Source organism: Marinobacter sp. es.042 (assembly GCF_900188315.1).
In the GTDB taxonomy this organism is placed as follows: Bacteria; Pseudomonadota; Gammaproteobacteria; order Pseudomonadales; family Oleiphilaceae; genus Marinobacter.
This window is the reverse complement of sequence record NZ_LT897781.1, coordinates 2,739,339-2,762,641: the sequence shown is the minus strand read 5'-3', so window position 1 is coordinate 2,762,641 and position 23,303 is coordinate 2,739,339. Positions and strand designations below refer to the sequence as shown.

Annotated in this window: 5 protein-coding genes; 4 read left to right on the top strand and 1 reads right to left on the bottom strand. The window is 59.9% G+C overall.

Features of this window, described 5'->3' with window-relative positions:
* Entirely contained in the window at positions 1–1,977 is a 1,977-nt protein-coding gene (locus tag CFB02_RS12900) for an alkyl/aryl-sulfatase (RefSeq protein WP_172835826.1), read from the top strand.
* Positions 1,974–3,602, top strand: a complete 1,629-nt coding sequence (locus tag CFB02_RS12895; protein ID WP_088558294.1) for a GMC family oxidoreductase — start codon at positions 1,974–1,976, stop codon at positions 3,600–3,602. The genes CFB02_RS12900 and CFB02_RS12895 overlap by 4 nt, the downstream gene beginning before the upstream one ends.
* Positions 3,603–3,718: 116 nt before the next feature.
* Here CFB02_RS12895 and CFB02_RS12890 read toward each other — a convergent pair whose 3' ends face one another.
* A complete protein-coding gene (locus CFB02_RS12890) occupies positions 3,719–4,603 on the bottom strand; it encodes a LytTR family transcriptional regulator DNA-binding domain-containing protein (protein ID WP_088558293.1) in 885 nt (294 codons plus the stop codon).
* Between the two features lie 246 nt (positions 4,604–4,849).
* Between CFB02_RS12890 and CFB02_RS12885 the strand changes: the two genes are divergently transcribed.
* Both CFB02_RS12885 and CFB02_RS12880 read left to right on the top strand, forming a co-directional pair.
* Positions 4,850–21,658: a leukotoxin LktA family filamentous adhesin gene (locus CFB02_RS12885; RefSeq protein WP_088558292.1), complete on the top strand. Its 16,809-nt coding sequence runs from the start codon at positions 4,850–4,852 to the stop codon at positions 21,656–21,658.
* The gene (locus CFB02_RS12880) at positions 21,639–23,297 is read left to right on the top strand and encodes a ShlB/FhaC/HecB family hemolysin secretion/activation protein (protein WP_172835825.1); all 1,659 of its coding nucleotides are present in this window, start codon (positions 21,639–21,641) and stop codon (positions 23,295–23,297) included. The genes CFB02_RS12885 and CFB02_RS12880 overlap by 20 nt, the downstream gene beginning before the upstream one ends.
* Positions 23,298–23,303: the final 6 nt, after the last annotated feature.

Below are 23,303 nucleotides of genomic sequence, written 5' to 3'. Positions count from 1 at the left end.
ATGCTACCCCTATTCAAGAAGGCCATGCTGGCAGCGTTAGGTGCCGGTTTACTGTTCCCAGCGATCGCTCAGGCCGAAACCTCCAAGCCGGCAACTGCGGTGACAGCGAAAGTTAACCAGGCAGTGCTGAACGAGCTGCCGTTTGCTGACACGCGATCATTTGAGGATGCGCGTCGTGGTTTCGTGGGTGCGTTGCCGAATGGCCGGGTAGTGGACGAAGAGGGGCATGTGGCCTGGGACATGGAGCCCTACGCCTTCCTCAATGGTGATTCAGCGCCGGATTCTGTTAACCCAAGCCTGTGGCGCATGGCGCAGCTGAATGCGATCCATGGGTTGTTCGAGGTGGTGGATGGCATGTACCAGGTCCGCAACATGGATCTGTCCAATATGACCATCATCGAGGGCGACAGCGGCCTGATCGTCATTGATCCCCTGCTGACGCCTGCCACGGCCCGCGCCGGTCTGGAACTCTATTACCAGCACCGAAGCAAGAAGCCCGTTGTGGCCGTGCTTTATACACACAACCATGCGGATCATTTCGGGGGCGTGAAAGGTGTGGTTAATGAGGAGGATGTCCGGGCCGGGAAGGTGCGGATCTATGCTCCGGAGGGGTTCATGGAGCATGCCATTGCAGAGAACGTGATTGCCGGCAACGCGATGACCCGTCGCGCCACCTACCAGTTTGGCGCCGGCTTGCCTCCAGGGGTTAGAGGCCATGTTGACACCGGACTTGGCAAGGCATTGGGTAGTGGCGGGCTCAGCCTCATTGCACCCACGGATACGGTACCTGACAACGCCAACCTGACCATTGATGGCATTGATATTGAGTTCCAGATGGCCCACGGCACCGAAGCCGAATCTGAGATGATGATGTATTTCCCTCAGTTCCGGGTGCTCAACACCGCCGAGATCACCAGCCAACACCTGCATAACATCTACACCATCCGCGGAGCCGCGATTCGGGACGCCAATTCCTGGTCCAAATTTATCGATAAGGTGCTGGTTCGCTTCGCCGATCGCGCGGAGATTCTGGTGGCCCAGCATCACTGGCCGATCTGGAACCCGGAAGACATCACGCATTTTCTGGAAGTTCAAAGGGACCTGTACAAGCATATCCATGATCAGACGGTTCGTATGATGAACCGTGGCATGTTGCCCGGGGATATTGCTGAAAACCTGCAGTTGCCTGAAAGCCTGAACCAGGAATGGTCAGCGCGCGGTTATTACGGAACCGTCAGCCACAATGCCCGCGGTGTATATCAGCGCTACATGGGCTGGTATGACGCCAATCCCGCCAACCTAAACCCTTTGCCACCTCGTGAAGAATCGAGACGCACCATTGATTACATGGGCGGTGAGGCGGAAGTGCTCCGAAAGGCCCGTAAAGACTTTGCCGACGGCGACTATCGCTGGGTGGCATCAGTAATGCGACATCTCGTGTATGCCAACCCTGAAAACCGTGAAGCGCGGGAACTGGGGGCGGACGCTCTCGAGCAGCTTGGCTATCAGGCTGAGGCAGGCACCTGGCGTAGCGCCTACCTTGTTGGCGCGCACGAATTGCGCCACGGCGTGATTACTCCGAAACATGTGGGGCTGCAGCCAGACCTGATGCAGGCGCTGGAAACCAGCATGTTTTTTGATGCCATGGGGGTAAGGATTGACCCGGAAAAAGCGGCCGGAAAGCACCGGGTGATCAACTGGTCCATCACCGACAAGAGCGAAGATTATCGGCTGAACCTCCAGAACGCCACGCTGACCCATCGGTCGGGGGAGCTGGACAAGCATGCCCACGCCAGCGTGAGTATGTCCCGAGCTGTTCTGGACAATATCCTCCTGCAAAAAACAAGTTTCCCGGAGGCGGTGGAGGCCGGCGATATCCAGGTTGAAGGATCAATGGACGCCTTCTTTGGCCTGCTGCAAATGCTTGAACAGCCGCCATCAAACTTCGCCATCATTGAACCGGTGACGGTGCAATGATCTTCAAGAGCTTTGATTATATCGTCGTCGGTGCCGGCTCTGCCGGCTGCGTACTGGCAGACCGCCTGTCAGCCGACGGCCGATATTCTGTCTGCGTGCTGGAGGCCGGGCCCGGCAAGGGTTCGTTCACAATCCGGACGCCGGGCGCTTTTGCTGCCCATATGTTCATCAAGACATACAACTGGGCGTTCAACGCCCGACCCGATCAGCAACTGCGTAGTGGCCAGCCTCTGTTTACCCCTCGTGGTAAAGGGCTTGGGGGGAGTTCGTTAATCAACGGTATGTTGTATGTGCGGGGCCAGAAAGAGGATTACGACGAGTGGGAGGCTCTGGGTAATGAAGGCTGGGGCTATGCCGAGATGTTGCCTTACTTCCTGAAATCGGAACACCACGAGACACTGGCCGGAACCCCTTATCACGGCAAGGGCGGCAACCTCTATATCAGTGCCCCGGGAACGGCCGAATATCCGATGTCTGAAGCCTTCGTTGATGCGGCCCGGCAGGCCGGTTTTCGCTACAACAGTGATTTTAACGGCGCCGAACAGGAAGGTGTGGGGTATTTCCATCTGAACATCAAAAACGGCCGTCGGTTTGGTGCCGCCGATGCCTACCTAAAGCCCGCGATGAACCGCCAGAACCTCACCGTCCTTACCGAAGCGCGAGTCAAAAAACTGGTGCTCGAGGGGAATCGGGCCGTTGCGGTGGAGCTTCGTCACAAAGACAGAGACCTTGTCTTGAATGCGAGCCGGGAGATCATCCTGAGTGGTGGAGCTATCAATTCACCACAGTTGCTTCAGCTTTCCGGCATCGGGGACCACGACGCGCTGGAAAGCCTGGGTATCCGGTGCCGGCACGAATTACCGGGAGTGGGCAAGAACCTCCAGGAGCACGTGGATGCCTGTGTGCTGGTCTCAAGCCGGAAAAACAACGGCTTCACGGCCTCGCTCGGCGGCCTGCTGAAAATGGTCCCGGATACCATCCGATACCTCCTCAGTAAACGGGGCAAACTCGCTAAATCCATAACCGAGGCTGGCGGTTTTATCAAATCCAGTGACAGCGTTAATCGCCCGGATGTTCAGCTGCACATGCTGCCGCTGCTGTTTGATGATAACGGTCGGGACCTGAAACTCATGTCCAACCCCGGTTATTCAGTGCATGTCTGTGTGCTGCGACCGAAGAGCTCAGGCACCGTGACCATAACGTCAGCGGATCCGTTTGCGGCGCCGGAAATCGACTACAACTTCTTTGCCGATCCCGATGACTGCAAAGTCATGGTGGATGGTATCCGCCAGGCCCGCCGGATTCTCGCGGCGAAGGCCCTTGACAATTATCGGGGTGAGGAACTCCACCCGGGCGCAGATCGCCAGTCCGATGAGCAGATCATCGAAAAGGTGAAGGAAAAGGTGGGCCTGGTATACCACCCGGTGGGCACCTGCAAAATGGGAACTGACAGGATGGCGGTAGTGGACCCACAACTCAGGGTGCACGGGCTCGAAAGCCTCCGTGTGGTGGACGCGTCCATCATGCCACGGCTGATTAGCGGCAATACCAACGCGCCTACGATTGCCATTGCCGAAAAGGCTGCTGACATGATTCTCGAAACGGCGGAAGGCTGCGATATCTGATTGTCAGCTTATAAACAAAAGCGAACACTCGGATCTTCGGATTGTTCGGGCTATTTTCTGACACTTTTAACCATCGAGATAACATGCTTAGGGTAAAGGCATCACTTAATCCTGCATTAAATGCCCAGATGATGCTTCAGGACATCCCGATAACGTCGCCCCACCGGCACCGGCTCGCGGAGGCCCTTCAGGTACAGCTCCCAGTGCCCGCCCGAGCGACTCAGGCGCTCAATTTCACGCAGGTTCACCAGTGCCCCGCGATGCACTCGGCAGAATAGCTCCCGAGGCAGACTTGCCTCCCAGTACTTGAGGCTGCGGAGCTCCACGGCCTCATGGCCATCGCGGAACCTCAAATAAGAATAGTCTCCGGAGACACGGATGAGGAGAAGACCCTCCAGCGCTTTCGCTTCATGGGTCAGGAACCTGCGCAGAACTGCCTGCGGCTTTGTGGGCGCGCAGGGCGGGAAATCCATCGAGTCCTCAGCAGTCTGCCCCCGATTTCCATAAAGAGCAACGGTGAGAACCTGCGTGACAGCGCTCAGCAACTCGATATCCGCAGGTGCCCAGGCGCGCTGCTCATGTACGCAATCGAAACCGACCTGTAGCACCAGCCTGCCCTCCCATAGCCCCGGCGCGGCCAGCAGGCTCCGAATACCCTGTCGCTCCCACTCCTTGCGCAGCGCACTGGCCGTACGAGGCATTTCCTGCAGATCGTTAATGACGCAGGTACGCCCTTGCTGCAAATCCTGGTTGAGCCAGTGGCCTAGACTTACCGGTATGCCCTGCAGATCGTGCACATACTGTGGCACGCCGGAGCGCACCCATTCATAGACATTCCAGAAATGAGTGAAGGCGTCGTTGTAGCGGATGATCCAGGCCCGGTCCACACTGCAAGCCCGGCCCAAACGCTCTAGGACCTGATCCATGGCCTGTTGGCGAGGCTTGCTCAGCAGCGCTTTAGTGACCGCGGCCCAGTCAGAATGATGAAAGGTAGGGGGCATGCGCACACCGAAATGATGTTGTTTATCGAGCTGGAATTGTCGTTCATCGAATTAAGATTGTCGACAGGTATCTCTCAAGGTGTAATTCAAACCGACCAGACGGTCGCTTTATCATTTTAATAATGTGAAAAGTCATCTATTGGATGATGACAGGGGCGTTGGCTGTAATTTTGTAGTGCTGACACGCAGTACCCAAACCTGCCGCCGGGACGCCAGACAGGGTTAACGCAGTAAAGGACTTGCGCCATGAATGTACGCTCCAGGCACCTTCCCAGCCGTCAACAGAAACGGGAGGGCCGGCGGTTTGGCAGGCTTGATCTCCCTTCGGTCAAGCATCCCCTGGCGTCCGCCATTGTGGCGGCGCTTGGCATTGCGCCCGGGGTAAAGGTAGCGGCCAATACCATCGAAATCAGTGGCCGCACGGACACGACTGTGGATGTAAGTGGATCCTTTACGGACATTCGCACAAACACTATCCGGGGCAACAGCGGCTTCAACAGCTTTAACCACTTCCAGGTTGCAGCCGGCAATACCGTAAATCTCCACCTCCCCGCCGAAACCCGCAACCTGATTAACCTTGTTCATGACACCCAGGCGGTGATCGACGGCACCCTTAATGGTTTGATGGATGGGAAGATTGGTGGCCACATCGTGTTTGCCGATCCCCACGGAATTGTTGTGGGAGCGCAGGGTGTTCTGAACGTTGGCAGCGTGTTGTTTGCTACGCCCACCAGTGCCTTCATGGACGAGCTGATCAGCCCGGATGGCGTGATTGGTGACGAGGCGGTCAGCGACCTATTGGGTGGTAATGCGCCACAGTCTGCAACAGGCATTATTTCCATTGAAGGTACCATCAACAGCGCCTCCACCATCGCCATTTATGGCACCGATGTTGCGGTAGATGGCTCTCTGCGCGCGGCCACGGACGAGGCCCGGGAAGCGTTGTTTGAAGCCACCGTAAATACCGAGGGGCTTCAGGTTGGCACCGATATCGATGTCAGTTCAGGCAGTATTGCCATTCTTGGCAGCGGCGATGTCACTGTAAACGGTCTTGTGGCTGCGTCTGCGGCTGAAAACCGGAGCCGGGGCGGCCAGGTTTCTATGGCCGCTGCAGGTAATGTGACCGTTGGCAACACCGGCGCCGTGCGCGCCGATGGCGCGTCGACCGGCGGTGACGGTGGGTTCATCGAGATCGCCACCGGCGAGAACCTGAACCTCGATGGCACGCTGTCGGCCTCTGGCAAGGGTGGTGCAGGCAGCGGCGGTAAGATCAATCTCGCTTCCTCACAGGATATCGCGGTTAGCGCCTCTGCATCGGTGAGTGCTGCGGGCGCGGAAAGCGGCGGCGATGGCGGCACCGTTACGTTGGAAGCTCTGGGTACCAACACCATTGACGGCAGTGCTTTGCTGGATGCGTCTGCCGGCGCGACCGGCAACGGTGGTCGCCTGGAAACCTCGGGCAATAACCTCACGCTGGCAGGCCTGAACGCGGATCTGTCTGGCGGAACCGGAGGAGAAGACGGCGAGTTTGTTGTCGGTAACGCCAACGTCACGATGGCATCTACCGCCTACTACACCAATGGCGGCGATGTGTTGATTAACGCCGGTGATCAGGTAACCATCGAGTCCGGCGCGACCATCAACACCCGCCGTATTGAGAGCTCCAAAGATGCCGTGAGTATCAATCCGGCCAGTTCCCTGGCGGACAACCCTGCGGGCCTGGCGGATGCATCGGCCGCAGACCTATACACCACGGCCTCTGAGGGCGATTCGGGCAACGTCACCCTGCAGGCGCCGAATATCACAGTCAAAGACGGCGCGAAGATCCTGACCTTCGCCACGGACGGCTTCGCTGCGGGTGACATCAACCTGGTCTCCGGCGATAACTTCACCTGCAACATCTGTGAGTCCCAGAACCCCGGTGAGTACTTCACCAGTGTGGGCAATGTCACCAACACCGTGCGGGTTGCCCAGACCGCCGATGTGTCGATCAACGTTGAAAACGGCGCCCTGCTGGACGCTCGCTACGTAGAGCGAACCGGTTACACCGGCGCTGCTGGTGAGGCGGGTAATATCAAACTCGAAGCCCGGGCTTCGGATGTGAAGTTTGCAGGGGTTTCCACCGCCAACGCCGACGTTGAGGTGAACGGTGCGCTGCGCGGTGCTGATATTGATGTGTCTGCCATTGCCATCGGTGAAGTGGATTTCGGCTGGCTGTCCTCTCTGGACCCCGCCGACCCGACCAGCGCGCTGACGGTGGCCGAGGAAATCGCAGACATTGAGTCTGAAGACATTCAGGACAATGCCCTCGAGAGCTTTGACGACCCCTGGGATATTACCAGCCTGCTGGCGCTGGGTTTCCCAGTTACCACGGCGATTGTCCACAGCAATGCGGTGGTCGAGATTGGTGATGGTGCGCTGCTGGACGCCAGCGGCAATGTGAACGTCACAGCAGACGCACAGCGCAAGGCGATCGGTGGTACCGGCGGCCTGGCGACCGCTTCGCTGCCTCCGTTCGGGGTTGGCGTCATTTACGGCGAAGTGTCTGGCACCAGCGCCGCGCGGATTTCGGGTAATGCCGAGGTGAACGCGGCCGAGCTTGCCGTTGTTGCCAAAAGCCGGAATACCCTTGAGTTAGCCTCCGAAGCGGAGATTGAGCGGGCAAGGCGGGGCAATGCCGGCAACACTGTGGGTGCGTTTTCCCTGGCCATTGGTGTCGCCGCCACCGACACCGAGGCAACGGTAGGCAAAGACGTGCAGCTGGCGGCAGAGAACGTGGAGGTGCGCGCCAGCAATCTTGACACATTTATCACTGAGGCGAGCAGCTCGGCAGGCAGCACGGCGACGAATGCGCCGTCTCAGGGTGCGCTTACGCTGGCCATCTCGGCCTGGAATACCAATGCCCATGCTGCGTTCAATGCCAGCATGGCGGACGACGCCGGCCTTAACTCGCTGGATGTGGTTGCAGACAACCTGAGCGATGCCCGGGTCACCAAGGCCGAGGTCCAGAATGGTTTCAATGCCATCGACTACCTGGTCGGCAGTAAGCGCCAGCGGAGCCAGGGCATTAATGCGTTTGTGCAGGGCCAGGTCAGCAGGACTGGCCAGCCGGCCGATCTGAGAATCGCCGCCGCCACCAGCCTGACGTTCAGCCAGCAGAGTGCCCGCGCAGAGATTGGCGAGGGCGTGTCTTTAAATGCCGATGGCAATGTGTCGGTGCGTTCCCGGGTGGTGAATCAGGGGGTTCGCAGCATCGCCGACAGCCGCGCCAACTCGCTGTCCGAGAAAGACGGTGCCCAGTTCACTGGAAGCGTTGCCTTTACCTATGGCGATTACCTCCATTCCAGCCAGGCGATTATTGGCGACGGAGCGGATATCACCGCCCGTAACATCGGCGTGGGCGCACGCAGCGCCTTGCCGATCGACAACGACTACGATGAGATTCTGTCGACCTTCAACCCGGAAGACTGGGACGGCCCTCAGGACTTCTTTGCGGCGATCAACGAGATCGCGCAGCTGTACTTCGACCCGGACGTAGCGGCGCTTGAGAACTTTGGCCTGGCCGATAACTTGCTGACCAGCTACGCCAACGCTTACGCCAATAGCATCGCACAAACCGGCGAAACCTCTACCGCTGCTTATGGCAGCTTCAACGGCACCTTCGCTAGCCATGACACTAAAGCCTGGGTAGGCGAAGGCGCGAAGCTGACCACCACCGGTATCGATGAAGAGTGGTCCAGCGAGTTCGCGGTGCCGTTTGACCCGCCCGAGGGCGAGGATGACCACGATCTGGACTTTGTTGACGACTGGAACTGGGCCGGTGGCGTGGATATTGATGCCCGCTCGTTCTCTGAAACGGCGGGTGTGACGGGTAATGTCTCGTTCCTGACCTGGATTACTGCCCGTAACTCACCCACCGGGAACTCGCTGGGTGGCTCCGTTGGCTGGACTGAGTTTGGCAGCAGCACCATCGCGGGTATTGGTGATGGTGCGCACATCACCACCACGGACCTGAGTGTCAAAGCCAATACCACCGAACTGATGTACGTGGTTGCGCCCTCGGCGGGCTCTGGCGAGAGCATTGCCGGTAACGGCATTGTCAGCTACGCCAACGTAAATGCCACCACCCGTGCCAGCATCCACCAGGGTGCGAGAGTTGAGGCCAATGCGGTTAACCTGGGCGCGGATTACAGCATCAACCTGTGGACCATCGGCGGAGCCGTGGCGATTGCCCCGCCCAGTACCGATGGCTCCGGCTCATCAACGAAAGCAGCCATAGGTATTGCGTTTGCCTATAACGACGTTCACAGCGACACCCGAGCGTATATCGGTGATAACAGCGACGACCGGGCACTGGATGAGGGCGAAGAAGCCGGCTCAACCCCGACTGACGTGCCGGTCGCTGGCGGTGAAACTGCCGGCCTGGTGGTAGACGACCTGAACGTGGATGCCATCAGCCGGGGCACCGTGGGCGTTATCGCCGCGGCCGGCGCAGCCGCCGTCAATACGCCGGCCAGCGGTACCCCGCCACCCCCAACGCCGTCCCCTTCGCCCACCGCAACTCAGGCTCAGAATGGCAGCTTCACGGCGGCACTTTCGGCGGCTGGTTCAGCGTTTGGAGCGGTCGCCGGCGGGCAGCCCGGCAGCAGCATAGCCGGGGCCGGGTCTGTCACCCTGAACATGGCACAGATGGACACCATCGCCGAGGTTCGGGATACCGCTCTGATCAGCGGGCAGGACAGCGCCGCCAGTAACGTCAATGTTCGTGCCATTGGCGATGTGGATCAGATCAGCGCGGCGGGTGCGGCGGCTATTGCCATTGCCGGCGGTAGTGGCAGCGCGGCTGCCGTGGCGGCGTCTGCGGCGTTTAACGATATTGATAACGAAGTCCGGGCTGGTCTGTATGGCGTGGACGGTCAGGTTAACCTTCTGGATGTTCTCGCGGCAGGTTCGGGTGACATTCTGTCCATTGGCCTGGCGATGTCTGCGACGTCATCGTCCAGCTCCGGCGCCAGTGGCGCGGGATCACTGTCGGTTGCTGCTATCGCATCCGATTTCGATGCCGAAGTGGAGGGCAGCAACCTTCAGGGCCAGAGTGATGGCAGCAGCGTCAATATCACCGGTTATGATCGCTCCCGCATCCTCACCGGCGGCGGCTCGCTGGCGCTGAACCTGGGTTCTGGCTCCGGCGGTAGTGTCGGCCTTGCGGCCACCTACGGACGTATCGATAACGACGTCAGCGCCATGATTCGCGGCAGTAATCTGACCGGTTTTGATGAGGTGGGGGTCAGTGCTCTCGGCGCTGCCCGTATCCTTGGTGGCGCCTTCGGTGGCAGCGTGGCGACCGGCAGCTCCTTCGCAGGTGCAGGTTCAGTCTACATTCTGACCGTCGACAGCGATCTGCAAGCGGGCATCACCGGCCTGTATGGTACGCAAGACCATGACGGCGATGCGAAAACGCCGGATGTGCCGGATTACGACAACCTGCTGGCGGCGTCGGCGGTGGAGTCGGCTGGTGATGTCAGGGTCACCGCCCGCAGTGATGCCGGTACCACAGTGCCGGAAGACCTGTTCCGCATGGACACCGCCGGCGCGGCGGATGACTTCAATGGCAGTGCATTGCTGGGTGTTGGTGAAGAACAGCCGGATCTGGGGCTGGATGCTGAAGGCCTGGCTTCGGGCGAGGTGGTACTGGGCTTTGCTGGCTCGTTCGGTGTCAGTGGCGGTAACGCAGCGGCCGGCGCTTCCATTGGCTTCACTGACCTGCGCGGCAGTTACGTGGCGGAAATCCGCGATGCGGACGTGACGGCCACCGACGGCGACGTGGACGTGTCGGCCCGCAATTCACGGCAGGCCATTGGTGTGGCGGCCGGTGCCAGCGTCTCTGGCGGCAACGGCGTATCGGCCATGGGCTCGGGTGCAATCACGCTGAGCAGCACGGAGGTAGTCGCCCGGGTGCTGGGGCAAAGCGCTCTGGATGCCGACAACGTGTCCGTCAGTGCCGCAGCCGATGGTAATTTCTTCTCACTCGCGGGCAGCGTGGCTGTGAGTGCGGGCGGTCAGGCGGCGGTTGGCGCCTCGGCCAGTTACAACGAGATTGGCGGCACCGTATCTGCCGAACTCGGTGGCAACACCGTCGTTACCGATGGCGGTGCGCTCAATGAGAAAGGCACGGTGTCTGTTACAGCTGATCAGGACGCCGATATTGCCTCCATCGCGGTCGCGGGTTCGGTCGCGGCAAACCAGGAAGGTGTCGCGCTTGCCGGTTCCGCCAGTGTCAACATCATGACCCTGGGCACAAGTGCCCTGATCAATGCCGGCCAGGTGACGGCTGGCGATGTGGCAGCAACGGTGCGCACGGGTACCGCAGACAACCGTGCGAGTATCTGGTCGCTGGCCGGTGCTGTAACAGCCAGTGGTGCTGCGGGTGTCGGGTTGGCATCGGCCACCAATACCATCACCGGCGCCTACGATGCAGGGGTTGAGGGCACAGAGTTTCTGGAGACTGACACGCTGGCGGTTAACACCAGTGGTTACTCGGAGATCAAGACGCTGGGTGCGTCTGCCGGTGGTGCCGCTGGGCTTTCGTTCGGTGTTTCAAACGCCAACAGTTTTATCAACAACACGGTCAGTGCGCGAGTTGAAGGCGCCAGGCTGAATAATGAAGCTGCAGGCGTTGTTGTCACTGCGGCCGATAACAGCTCGATTGACAGCCTTGCAGGCGCCATCCAGGGCGGCGCGTCAGCCGTTGGCGCAGCCGTGGCAGTCAACCGGATTGGTAATGATATCGAGGCGTCTGTTCAGGGCGGGCAGCTCAACGTTGCTGATCTGCTGGTTCAGGCGCAATCAGATGCCCGGATTGGCACGGTTTCGGCGGGCCTCTCGGTAGGCAGTACGGATGGATTGAGCGGCTCTGTGTCGGTGAACCTGCTCAACACCAACACTCTGGCTGAGATTGCCGGTGGCGCCCAGGTGGTGGCCCAGAATAATGTGGGTGTGCTGGCCGGCAACAACGACGTTCTGGAAGTGTTTGCCGGTGCCGCTGGGGTAAGTTCTGGCAACTTTGGCGGCGGCGCGTCGCTGGTTGTGAATCATATGCTGGCCAACACTGAGGCGTTGATCGCCGGGCCGGACACTTCGGTCAGTGCACTGGCGCTGGGTGACCCGAGCGGTCTTGAGGTGGCCGACGGCCGCCTGGCCGAGAAGCCAGAACTGCTGGCCCTGGAGGAGCTTGCCGATCTGACCGCCACTGACCTCAATGGCAGTTCCCGTGAGGTCCGCGGTGTTGCGGTCAATGCCCAGTCTTTACAGAGCGTGTCTACGCTGGCGGTAACCGCTGGGTTCAGTTCCGGCACCGGTGCCGGCGCAGCCACGGGTACCACCAATATCGTCGGTGGCAGTACACGAGCCGGTGTCTCCAGTGCAGCAATCAATGCCGAAACCGGTGCCGATGCCGCCCAGGAACTGGATGTGCGCGCATCCAGCCATGCCTACACCAGCAACATGGGGCTGGGTATCGCCGGCAGTGGTGGTGGTGCCGGCACCGGCGTGCTGGTGGCGGATATTGTAAACCGCCAGACCGAAGCGTTCCTGAGTGATGTCGCGGCAAGCGCAGCCGGTGATGTCACCGTCGATGCCTATACGGGTATCGGTTCAACGGTGTTGTCTGCCGGCGCTGCTGGCGGTGCGGGCGGGGTTGCCGCCGGCAGTGGTACCTTCGCACTTCACGACGCCACCACGCTCGCTTACATGGATAGCGGTACCTCGGTGACCGCTGACGGCCTGAGCGTAAATGCAGAATCTGACAATCAGCTATTGCTGGCCGCCGGTGCTGTCAGCGGTGCCGGTACGGTTGCGGTCGCAGGGGCTATGAACCTGGCGATCAGTTCACTGACCACCGAAGCGACCATTGATGGCAGCGCACGGGACGGCGGCAGTGCCGGCGAGCGCAGCGCGATTGATGTTAGCGGTGAAACCCGGGTTGAGGCCCGAACCGGCAGCAAGATTGATACCCTGGCAGTGGGCGCCTCCGGCGCTGGCGCCGTGGGCGTGGCCGGCAGTGTGGCGGCCACCGTTGGAGAGAACAGAACCGTTGCCCGTGTCAGGGATGCCGATGTAGGCAATGCAGGCACCACCGGAGCAATCCGTGTCGCCGCCGAAGACAATATCGATGTGAATAGCCTGGCCGGCGCCCTGGGTATCGGCGCTTCTGCTGCCGGGGTTGGTGTCGGCGCCGGTGGTACGGTGTCTGTTGTGCATTCCACCGTTGCCGCTTCCGTCGAGAACAGCCGTCTTGAAACAACCGGCGATGTCGTAGTCGATGCGTTGAGCAACACCACCGTCGATTCCGTCAGTGTGGCTGCGGGGGCCGGCGGCACCGTCGGTATTTCCGGTGCGCTTTCGGTCACCTTTATTGGTAATGGCGACCGGGGTGACGCCAACGAGGAATTGGACAAAGACGACGCGGGTACCCTGAATGAGCTGAACAGTCTTGCCAATGCAGATCGCGATGGCGCGGCGTCAGAGCTCCTGGCGGATGGCGAGTCTGAGGCGATCTCGGCCAATGCAAGCTACGACGTTTACGCCGGCACCGATGCCGCACTGGCGGATACTACAACCGCAAGGGTTGACGATTCGGCGATTCGGGCTCGGGATGTTTCGGTAACCGCAACAGATAAAACCGGCATTCTGACGACCGCAGGAGCCGCCGGTGCCGGCGGGATTGGCGCTGGCGGTGCCGTTGTTATTGATCGGGCGTTCAACACGGTTATCGCCGAAGTAACGGGCGCTTCGACCCTTGATCTGCGGGGTAATCTTGCGGTCGAGGCTCATGCGCTGGCCAGTGACGGCTACGACCACGCACTGTGGTCCACGGCGTTCGCCGGTGGTGCGGGGCTGGTGGGCCTTGGGGCCTCGGTGGTTGACAGCCGTATCGACAACCTGGTGCACGCAGGGGTTTCCGGAACGGTTTCCCGCAGCGGGGGTGGCGCTACCAATACAACCGTGGCGGTCAAAGCCGAAGACGCCACATCCGTCGAGGTGGATGCCATTGGCGCGACAGCCGGAGCGGCGGCTGTTGGTGTGGTGGTGGCGACCGGCAGCAAGCAGAGTGATGTCGACGCCAGGATTGAAAACAGCACATACAATGACCGCTTTGGTACCCGGGTAGAGGCGCTGTCTTCCGGGGCCGTGGATGTCCATGCCATGGCAGCGGCCGGCGGCCTTGCAGCCGCTGGTTCAGGTGCGATTTCAACCGCTCTGGACAGCACCAGCGTTCACGCCGGCGTTTACAACAGCAACCTGCAGGTTCAGGGTGCCGGGCTGGATGTGATTGCCGGCGCCACCACCGATACCACTGCGTATTCACAAGGTGTCAACTTTGCTGGCGGCCTGGCTATCGGCGCGTCCATTGCCAACGCGCAGACCAGCGCCGATGTGGGTTCCACCGTGGACGGTGACAGCTTGGTTGGCGGCTTCGGCGGTGTGTCGGTCAACGCCGGTGTTGATAAAACCAGTAGCAGCGCCAATAGCGCGGAAGCTATTGCCGAGGGTTCCGCCGGTGGTATTGGTGTGGGCAACAGCGCCACTGAAGCCAATGCTGTCGGTTCTTCCGATGTGGCGGCGGTTCTGGATGCGACGGTGTCTGTGCTGGGCAACGTTGAAGTCAATGCAGAAAACACCAATGGGCAGTACGCCAAAGCCGACGGTTTCGCGGTGGGGCTTGCCGGGTCTATCGGTACCAACAAAGCCAGTGCGACGGCCGATGGAACCACCACAGCACGTTTTGGCGGTGCTCTTGATTTCCCCGTGCGCAATAATCTGACAATCCTGGCTGACAGTGAGACCCGTAACCGTATTGATGCCGAAGCCGGAAGCGGCGGCCTGATTGCGGGTGCGTCCACTACAGCGAACACCAGTGATACCAGTACAACCATCGCTGAATTGGCTAACCAGGGTCTTGCCACGCTGAACCGGCTGGCCATCAATGCCAGCCACACGTCTGATTTCAACGCCCAGGTGAGTACCGTTCAGGCATCGGCCCTGGGCGCCAGTGGCGGAACATCTTTCCACGATGTGGAAGCGACAGCGGAGGCAATTGTTGCCGATGGTGCGCGGGTAGACGCCCGCAACATCGATATCGACAGCCGGGCCGAGGCCAGGAAAACCGGTGATGGCTACAACCTCACCACCGGGGCTGGCGGTATTGCCAACGCAGCCGCGGCCACGGTCACCACCAACGTGACGCTGAACAGCCTGGTGAACATTGGCAGTAACGCTGCCCTGGAAGTCACCGGCGACTGGCGTGCGCCTGGTGAATTCCTGGTTGATGCTGAAACGGTCTTTGACATCGATGACCGCCTGCTGATTGATGCCGGCGGGGCGTTGCCCAATGGCCGTGGTGAGGCCTATGCCACGCTGATTTCTGTGGCCGATGTGTCAGTGGGGGAGGATGCCCGTTTAACCTCCGTAGGTGAGCTGGCCATGGGCGCGCGTACCGACGCGCGGGCCGACATTGGTGTGAGCGTCAAGACCTATGGCTTCTCGGGCGCTGCATCGGGCCTTACGAATCTTGAAATGACGGCAGATAACACGGTTACCATCGGTACGGGTGCGTTTCTGAAGGGATACGGCGACGTTACCCTGAACGCCGGTATGAGTTCCGGGGGCACAGACGGGCGTTTTGAGCTCACCGGGCGCACCGACCTGTGGAATAACACCGCCATTGCGATGAATAATCCCCCGGTCGCGATGACTGACCTGGAAAACCGTTCCCGGGTAACCGTTGAAAGTGGCAGTGTGGTCGAGGGTGTTCGCGACATCATCCTGAACGCGCGTCCCGGCCGCCAGGACCTGGTTGGCCGGGGCACCGGCACCGATCTGGCAACCCAGGCCGTCGAGGGTATCACCAATGGCATCAGTGATCTGGTGGGCGGTGAGGAGATTTCTCTCCAGACGGTGACCGGGGTGGCTGAATCAACCTCGGATGAAGTGGTGTCGGTCAACGGCACGCTCAGGGCGGGGGTGCACAACCGCGAGCGCCTTGATTTGGGCTACACCATCACAGACGACAAAATTGTCATCGTTGAAAACGAGCGTACCAATGGCATCAATTACCGCATCGTAGAGGGCTCTTACAACCAGACCATCCAGGACCGGATTGACGAACTCGCCGCCATGCAGGCGGAGTACGCAGCCTCACCCACCGAAAGGGCAGCCTTTCAGTCTGAGATCAATCTGCTAAGGGAAGCCCTGGCGGACTTCTATGTGGAAGAACTCGGGTACGACCGGGACACCATTTTCAACAATGGCCGGTTGATCGCACCGCAAGACCTGCCCATCCAGATTGTCGAGGTTGACCCTGTGATTGCCCGCGGCGGCAACATCAAGGTGACGGGTGACGCGCTGGTTGGTTCGGGCTCACTGAACGCCCCGGGCGATGCCACGATTGAGATCCAGAACAGCAGCCCGGCCTTCCTGCGCCTGAGTGGGCTGGAAATCCCGAACGACGCCACAGGCGGTATCACATTTAACGACTCACTGGTCGAAAATAATGCGGACCTTGCTTCGCTAAATACCGGCGACCATGGCAGCGCGGCGTTCGGCCAGTTCATCAGTGGCGCTAATTCAGATGCGCCGTCGATTACCGTGAATAACACGTTCAACCCTTCAGACGTGGATCTGCCAGACACCTCTGAAACAGGGGATGCCCTGTTCAGTGGCCTTCTGCCCACCGATATTTTTGTGGAAGGAGACATTCTGAACCTGGGCGGAAGTATCGAGTTGGAAAGCACCCAGGGCAGTCTGTATATCCAGGGTGATATCCGGGGTGATTCCCTCGACATCGGCGCGGGTGCCAACATCCTGCTGAGCTATGTGGACAGTTTCCGGCATGTGGGTAATGACCCTCGCGGTGCCGACTTTAATGAGCCCGGCTATGACCCGGGGACCTTTATTGCGGGGAACAATCTGGTCGCCAGCGCGCGTTACCTGAATATCAATGGCACCATTCAGTCGGGCATCGCGGACTGGTCGGTGGTGATTGATGAGGCTGCGATGGGCCTGATTGACAGTAATCGCCCGGCCAACCCCGTTGCGGGTGAATGGGTGCGCATTACCGATTCAGACCCGAGCGAAGGCATCATCGGCTTCCGCTATGACTACGCCAACGAGCGCATTGTACTGGACGAAGTGGATGTGGCTGGCGGTTACATGGAACTCACCGGTGAGATCATGAGTACCGGTGGTGGTGAAATCCGGGTGATGGATGGTTACGGCCGGGTGAATATCCGGAACACCACCGGTCGGGATCTACGCCTTGCCGACATCAGCCTGGGTAATGACATCGAGGGTGTGCTGCGGATCAATGACACCGATGTAGAAGGTGGTGAGACCGTCGTCAACAGCACCATCTACACCCGCCTGGGCGACGATGTGCAGATTTATAAAGGCAAGTATGACCAGATAGCCCGGACGGAGGCGTTCCTCAATGAGACCCTCGACAATACCCGGCAGGCAAGCTACTCGCCGTCGGAGGGCCTGGATTATGTCTGGCTTGAGGGTCAGAAGACCTCACAGAAGCGAGTTATAACCAGGTATTGGGACACCATCATTGGATTTATTGATGGCGGCGAGGCGACCAGCACCACCATCGGGGATTGGGTGGATCAGGGCAGCGCCACGCCGATGGATGGAGCTGAATACGTTGGTTTCAATGTGGCGGAACTTGACGGTGAACCGTTCGAAACTGGAGAAAATCCGATCACCGGGGACCGCAGCACCTGGACAGAATGTGTTACCCGGGTTCTGATTTGCCTCACGGAACGCTATTACGAGGAATACACGGAAACCAAGGGCGGGTTCAGTATTTCGAGGAACGTGATCGATGCAGACCATGACATTGCGATCACGTTCAGTGGTTACGATAGCGGCAGTCTTTCTGTCAGTACCAATTCGGATCTGACCCTGGCCGGTGAGCTCAACAACGCCGACGGCGTCACTCGCCTGGAAGCCAGCAATGGCAGCATCAACGCGGTCAGCTCGGACGTGGTGATCGATGCTGACCGTCTCGAGCTTGATGCGTTCTCCGGGATTGGAAACGAGGGCACGCTGGCGATTGATGTCGGGGCGGGCGGCCTGAACGCCATCACCGCCATCGGGGATGTCGACCTGGATGCCATTCGTGGTGATCTTTTGGTGGACAGGGTCGACACCAATAACGATGTGTTGCTCTCAGCTCAGGGCAACCTGGTCGGTCTTGGGCCTGACTCTCTGGTGCGGGGCAACAACCTGACGCTCACCGCACGGGCGGGTTCGATTGGCGCTGTCGGCAGTGCGTTTAACATTAACAGTAACCGGACGCGGTTCCGCGACGGCACGGTGACGGCTGCGGCACAGGGCGACATTACGCTGAACGAGACGATTGGCGACATCCGCGTGGTTGAGATTGCAGCGGGTGGAGATGTCAGCATCTCAGTTGCCGACGGTGACCTGGTTGATGCCAACACCAATGATGTACGCGACGAGCGCCGGGCCGATGAATTGCTGGATGTCTGGAACAACGCCAACCTTCTGGGTGCAGGCGCGGAGGCGTCGCTGGAGCAGCAAAAAGAAGCGCTGCAGAACGCCGGCCAGGCACGCTATGAGCGTTACTGGCAGTTGCGCCTGAGCCGGGATGAGGCGGGCAATCTGGTGGTCGCGGATTATGATCCGGACTATCGGTACACTCTGGACAGCTCTGAGCGTGACTTCCTGGTGAACGAAAGTGGCTGGACAGACACTCAGCTGGCCGATTACGAGGCGAGTCAGAGCCAGTCCTACCACGACCTTCACGAGGAGTTCGGCGGCGCGGCCTACGATGAGACCTTTGTTTACGAAGTCGACGCCGATGTGTTGACGGATATCGCCGATGGCGCCATCTGGACCGAAAGTCAGCTTCGCAACAGCGTGTCCCGGGCCCTCATCGAGAAAGATGCCGGAGGATCGGTGGTCAACGAGGACGCCAATATCATCGGCCAGAACGTGACCTTGAGTGCCGCTAACATCGGCCGCACCCTGGCGGATGATGTGGTCATTGATGTTACCGATGGCCTCGACGGTATTAGCGAAGACGATCTGCTGGCGCTGGCGTCGGCGGAGTTCGATGACGTCATCTTTGATGTGGACAACCCCAAGCTGATTCGCGTGATTCAGCGCGAAGACCTGGATATCCAGGCCAGCGGCACCATTACTGCCACGGCGGATGAGGATATCTTCCTGGGCGGCGAAACCGACTTTAACCTGTATAACGTTGATGGCGGCTCCGTCCGGATTGCCACCGGTGGCGCCATTACCACCGCTCGGCCGGGCGAGACCGTGGTCAGCGGCAGCGATGTCGTCCTGGAGTCCGCCACCGGTAATATTGGTTCGGCGGCCGCACCCATCCAGACCGCGATCACCGGTGACCTCAGTGCCCGGGCGGCGAATGCTCTGCACCTGGACCAACAGGGCAATCTGAGCCTGGGTCGGGCCTTTGCCGGAGACGGCATCTGGTTGTCCGTTGCTGACGGCAACCTGGTCGGTGCCTACGATGACACGGGTATCAATGTGATCCAGGGCGGGGCTGTCAACCTGAACGTGGATGGCAATATTGGTTCCGACACACGCAGCCTGAATGTTTTGACCGGCGCTGGTGAAACTCTGAACCTTCAGGCCAGTGGCGACGTTTGGCTGGGAGTCGAGGCCAACGACCTGTTGATTGGGCAGGCGGAATCGGCTGGGGCCATGACATTAACCGCCACCACCATACAGGGTGACGGACCTGACCATCGGTTCACCAGCGGTGGCCCGCTGAGTCTGACCGCTGTTGGTGATATCGGCAGTGTTGATGAGCGCCTGAATATTGCATCCGCTGAGCCGTCAGTGCTCAGCAAGACTGGCTCGCTGTATTTATCTTTCCTGAACACGGTGACCGGCGGTGGAATAGCCTCGCTGGAGGGCACAATCCGTTTCGACAGTCTGGCGGACGTAACGCTCGACAGTGTGCTGGCCACCGACGGTGATATTGCCGGCAACTTTGGCGGCAATGGGGCCCTCGGCACGGTCGCGACCCGGACTTTCCTGGATCTAGCAAGTGACGGCAACCTGGCCGTGAGCAATGCGAACGCCGGTTCTGTTATCAACTTGGTTGCAAATGGCAATGTCACGGTGGGGGAGGCTACCTCCGAAAACGATCTGGTGGTGAATGCCGGCCAGACCGCTGAATTGCAACGGGTTGAATCCGTCAGCGGTAACGTCATTGTTGATGCCGTTGATGCGGCGGTGGAATTTGCCAACGCAGATAGCGCCGACGCCGAGATTCGCATCCGCACCAGCGGTACCCAGACCCATGGCCAGAAGGATCCTGCGGCCGAGGGGTATCTGACCGCGGACGGCCGGGTGGAACTTGTTTCCGAGGGTGACATCAGTTTCCGGCAAGCCATAGCCGGAAAAGACAGCGATACCGTTGATCTGGGTGGCGATATATTCCTTGAATCCGCGAACGGTAATATCACCGGCAATCTGGTTCGGGCCAGCCGGGACGTGATTACCCGGGCCCTGCGTGGCGAACTGTTCCTGGATCGCATTGACGCCGGCCGAGGTTACACAATCAGCGCGGGGCGGGACATCAATGTGGCCCTTGGGGGAAGTTTTGATTCCCGCCAGGGCTCTATCGAGGCAGGGCGGAACATTTCCCTGGCGACGCTTGGGGCCGATGGTTCAGGCGGCGACATTCTGCTTGGTGGTCTGCTTGCGAGAGAGGGAACAGTAAACCTGGATGCCGCGGGCGATATCCGTGTTGAGGTATACGACGGCGGATCCGGAGCCACTTCAGGACGCATCGACGCAGGCCAGGACATCATTGCCAAAGCGGGTGGCAGTATCATGCTCGGCAATGGCCTGAATGCCGGTGCTGATATTGTTCTGGATGCTGCGGATGAACTGGACATCGGCGGCGCCATCCAGGCAGGGAATGACCTTGACGCTGCCGCCGGGAGAGGCCTTTCAATAGCCGACGGCATGGCTGTAGGCGGCTCCGCTACCCTGACGGCCGGCGAATCCCTGGAGGTGGCAGGCGGCGTAATCGTTGGTGGGCAGATGAACGCCACTGCGGGCGGGAACCTGTTGATGGCAGAGACGATTGATGTTGCTGGAGACCTGGTGGCTGAGGCGGGCGACAGCATCTCCATGCTGAATGTGGTCTCGTCAGGAGCTGACGTCAGCCTGCGGGCTGTCGACACAATCCTCGTCGACGTCATCGAGTCAGTCGGTAGCCAATCACTGTCAGCGGGTGAGGATGTCGCTTTCAGCCAGCTGCGTGCAAGTGGCCCGGTTTCGGTTGCGGCCGGCGATAGCATCACTGGTGGAACGATTTTCGTTCCTCAGGAGGTAAACCTGGCAGGAAGCGTGATTGATACCGTCATTGACCACACGGGCCAGAAACTCACCGGTGTGGTAACGGGCTACGATGGCAACCTGGCCGACCTGGTGGCTCTTACCATCAACAGTGAGGGACGTATTGAGCTGACACAGATGCATGCCGAACAGGCCTCCGTGACCACCAACACCAGCGAGTTTGCCATCGATTCCGGCTGGATCGGCACTGAGCTGTCGGTTCTGACCGGCACCAACACCCTGTACATGAACAACCGGGATGCCTCGGTACGGGATGTGGACGTTCAGCTGTTCGAGCCGGACACCCGCTTTAGCCTGCAAATGCGCGATGGCTGGACCTGGACCGATGCCTACGTTAGCCACTATCGGCCGGGGCATGATGTGCAGAGCCCAAACTACAACGCCGAGCGTGAATACACCGGTATCGAGTACAACGGCGCCAGCGTTGCCCGTGACAATGATCGTTTCATGAAGGGCGGTGTGGATGCGGTCACCCGGGGCCTGATGCAGGCGTTGGGTATGCCATTGCAGAGCGTGCCGGCAGTGATTTTTGAAACCGACAGTATCGGCGGCAGCGCGGTCAACCTGGATGACCTTCAGGCCGCCAACACAACGGAGAGCACGGATGACGAAAAAGATGTCTGATCACTTGCGGGTTGCCCGAAAGGGCTGGATGGTTGCCGCAGGTGTCGGGTTGGCAGTGGGCAGCAGCGTGGTGGCTGCCCAGCAGGCGCCGACCCCGGACCTCAGGACGCTGGACCCAAGCCTGCAACAGGAGCGTGCGTTTGAGAGCGAGGAATACTTTCGGGAACAGCCTCGGGAGCGGGAGCAGGACCCGCTGGAATTACCTTCGGACATTAACGGCCAGGGATTGCCAGAGTCCGATGTCACCTTCGAGCTTCAGGAAATCCGGATCAACGAATCTGAGCTTTTGCCTATGGATATCATCCGTGAGCAGATAGCACGCTACGAGGGCCGCGAGGTCAGTTTCGCTGACATCAATGCGTTGGTAGATGCCCTCAACGATCTGTACGCCGAGGAAGGCCTGGTCAATGCCCGGGTCATCGTGCCGCCCCAACAGATCCAGAACGGGGTTCTGACACTGCAGCTGGTGGAAGGGCGACTGGGCAAGGTGGTTGTCGCTAATGAGATCTACAACCGGGACAGTGTAGTACGTTGGGGGTTACCGGCCGAACCCGGAACGGTGGTGGATATCCGTGAGCTGCGCCCGGCGTTGACGCGGATTAACCGAACCTCGAACTTTCAGCTTCGGGCCGCACTGGCTGCGGGTGAAAAGCCCGGGGAAACCGACATCCGCCTGAGTGTCAATGAGCAGCCAAGACTGATCGGCCAGGCCTTTGTTGATAATGCCGGTTCAGAGACCACCGGCGAGGAGCGGCTGGGGGCATCTCTGGTGGTCAATGGGCCGCTGCGCATTGATGACCGCATGACACTTTTTGTGGTGGGCTCGGAAGGCTCCCTGAACGGCCTATTCAGCTACGACGCTCCGGTCAACCGCTGGGGCGGTCGTCTGGGCGCGCGCTTCAGCCAGGGCGACATCGAGATTGTAAAAGGCCCTTTTGAGGCCCTGAACGTCACCGGCGACTCGCAGGAGATTGCCCTGCGCTGGGACCAGCCGTGGTATTCCGGTGAAACGGTTTTGGTTCAATCCTATCTGGAAAACGCCGCGATCGAGTCCACCACGGAACTCGAGGGCCAGGCGATCAGTGAATTTGATGTCGACCGCTGGTCACTGGGCGCGCAGATCAACGGGTACCTGGCCAGCGCCAACTGGAGCTTCCGGCAGGGCGTGGTTCGGGCTGAGGTCGAAAATGTGTTCGGTGTCACCGATAACTACCTGCTTTACGAGGGCGATGCTTCCTGGGTACAGGCGTTTGGCGGCGGGTTTCTCGGGCTGTTTCGTGGCGGCTGGCAGTTCGCTGACGAAGACACCGTGCCGCCAACCCTGCTGTTCCAGTCCGGTGGTGCCGGCAGCGTTCGCGGCTATCCGTCCGGGGCAGTGGCTGGCGCTGACGGCCTGTTCGCCAGTGCGGAGTTGCGTTATCGCTGGCGGCCAGGCCTGGAGCCGTTTGCTTTCACCGATTACGGCCAGATCAAAGACGTCAGCCCCTCAAGCGAGGAGCTACAGAGCCTGGGCGCCGGTCTGCGCTGGCAATACGGTGATCACCTGAATGGAGAGCTGTACTGGGGCCAGACCCTGCGGGACGTGGTACCCGACCAGGATGGCGGAAAACTGCAGGCCCGCATCAGTTACCAGTTCTGAATTATA

Coding starts and splice junctions, on each gene's coding strand:
- CFB02_RS12900 (WP_172835826.1), top strand. CDS start 1: ATGCTACCCCTATTCAAGAAGGCCATGCTGGCAGCGTTAGGTGCCGGT.
- CFB02_RS12895 (WP_088558294.1), top strand. CDS start 1,974: ATGATCTTCAAGAGCTTTGATTATATCGTCGTCGGTGCCGGCTCTGCC.
- CFB02_RS12890 (WP_088558293.1), bottom strand. CDS start 4,603: ATGCCCCCTACCTTTCATCATTCTGACTGGGCCGCGGTCACTAAAGCG.
- CFB02_RS12885 (WP_088558292.1), top strand. CDS start 4,850: ATGAATGTACGCTCCAGGCACCTTCCCAGCCGTCAACAGAAACGGGAG.
- CFB02_RS12880 (WP_172835825.1), top strand. CDS start 21,639: ATGACGAAAAAGATGTCTGATCACTTGCGGGTTGCCCGAAAGGGCTGG.